This window comes from Vallitalea longa (assembly GCF_027923465.1).
Lineage (GTDB): Bacteria > Bacillota > Clostridia > Lachnospirales > Vallitaleaceae > Vallitalea > Vallitalea longa.
On record NZ_BRLB01000055.1, the window covers coordinates 1 to 620 of the forward strand.

Annotated in this window: 1 protein-coding gene; it reads left to right on the forward strand. The window is 38.7% G+C overall.

Annotation, left to right across the window (positions count from 1 at the left end):
- Nucleotides 1–620 (forward strand): IS1634 family transposase (locus tag QMG30_RS24795; protein ID WP_330680849.1); only part of this gene is annotated, 620 nt, incomplete at both ends.

Here is a 620-nt window from a genome sequence, read left to right on the forward strand (position 1 = left end):
TATTGGAGCAACCTACTTTTGATTTACAGCACATTTATCGTGCCTTAGGGATTATCGCTGACGAATCGGATTTTATTCAGGCAGAGTTATATAAAAATAGTCTCTCCATTTCTAAAAGAAATGACCATATCCTCTACTATGACTGCACCAACTACTTTTTTGAGATTGAACAGGAGGATGGTCTTAAACAATACGGCTTTAGTAAAGAGCACAAACCAAACCCCATTGTGGAAATGGGTCTGTTCATGGATGGTGACGGCATTCCTCTTGCCTTTAACATCCACAGCGGCAACACTAATGAACAAATCACCTTAAGACCTCTTGAAAAGCAGATTATCCATGATTTCAAGCTATCTAAGTTTGTCGTTTGTACAGATGCTGGTTTATCCTCAACAGACAACAGAAAGTTTAATGATATAGGTGGGCGCTCTTTCATCACCACACAGTCTATTAAAAAACTAAAAAAGCACCTTAAAGATTGGGCTCTTGCCCCTGAAGGGTGGATTCACTCTTCATCTGGTAAATCATTTGACATCAGAATATTTGATAAGGATCAGAGGCTCTATGAGGCATTCAAAAATGTGACTTTCTACAAGGAAAGATGGATTAAAGAAGATGGG